This window comes from Alcanivorax sp. HI0083 (assembly GCF_001635175.1).
Genome location: NZ_LWFX01000280.1, coordinates 1 through 1,183 on the forward strand (window position 1 = coordinate 1; position 1,183 = coordinate 1,183).

2 protein-coding genes are annotated in these 1,183 nt (G+C 57.8%); one reads left to right on the forward strand and one right to left on the reverse strand.

The features are described from left to right. A partial coding sequence (locus tag A3754_RS03000; protein WP_063518811.1) for a zinc transporter ZntB occupies nucleotides 1–868 on the forward strand: 868 nt, incomplete at its 5' end. 41 nt (nucleotides 869–909) lie between these two features. On the opposite strand, the gene A3754_RS03005 is transcribed toward A3754_RS03000, so the two are convergent. Continuing rightward, the coding region (locus A3754_RS03005; RefSeq protein ID WP_156496727.1) for a DUF934 domain-containing protein at nucleotides 910–1,183 on the reverse strand (274 nt) is incomplete at its 5' end.

A 1,183-nucleotide genomic window follows, 5' to 3' on the forward strand; every position in this document is an offset into this window, starting at 1 on the left:
AACCTCTCCATATTGGGTGCACCTGGATTATACCCAGCCGCAGAGTCAGCAGTGGCTTGAGCGGCAATCCATTCCGCCGGTGGTGATTTCGGCGCTCACCGCCATGGAAACGCGGCCTCGTGCCACGGAGGTGGCGGGTGGTCTGCTGGTGTATCTGCGCGGGGTGAACCTCCACCCTGGAGCGCGCCCTGAAGACATGATTGCCCTGCGATTGTGGGTCGGCCCCCAAGGCATGATCAGCACCCAGAAACGGACATTGCTGTCGCTGGTGACGGTGCAAGAAGAGCTGGATGCTGGTGAGGGCGCTGTCGGTATCCCGGGCCTGGTCGCACGGCTTGTGGATCAGCTGATCTGGCGAATGGAAGACGTGATCGAAAATCTGGAATCCGAGGTGGAGGACTGTGCATTGTCCATTGAGGAGACGCCGACCATTAGTCTGACTCCACGTCTCAGCCAGATTCGTCGTCGCTCTATTACGTTGCGACGTTTTTTTGCGCCGCAGCGTGAAGCGTTGGCCCGGTTGCAGAACGAAACCATGTTCACCGGTGGCGATGCCTTGTTGCTTCGTGAGGCCGGTGATCGCTTGCAGCGTCTGCTGGAAGATCTGGATGCGGCCCGTGAGCATGCCACCTTGTTGCAGGAGGAGGTTTTCTCGGTACAAAACGAAGCTATCAACGACCGCATGTATCTACTGGCGATGATCTCGGCGTTGTTTCTCCCGTTGGGTTTTCTTACCGGGCTGTTCGGGATCAATGTGGGAGGCCTGCCAGGTGTTGAAGATCCTGCGGGGTTCTGGTGGTTTATGGCGGGAATTGGTGTAGTCAGTGTGGGGGTACTGGTATGGATGCGAAAACGCCGCTGGCTTTAATGCGACAGCGGCGTTTTCCCGGAACGAAGGCTTTTTGAAGACTAGCCGCGCCGATAGAGAGGGCGTGGTTCGTTCACGTCACCCTGGTAGGTGACGCTGAAGTCGTTCAGGCCTTCAAGTGCTTCTTCGATGCTGCGATCTTCACGCACTTCAAACGCGTTGAAGCCGCAACGGGTCATGTAGAAAAGCTGGTCACGGAGTACGTCACCGGTGGCTCTCACTTCACCTTTAAAGCCGTAGCGGGTACGGAGCTCCCGAGCGTAGGAATAGCCGCGGCCGTCCTTGAATGCCGGGAAATGGATGGCGACCAAGGGC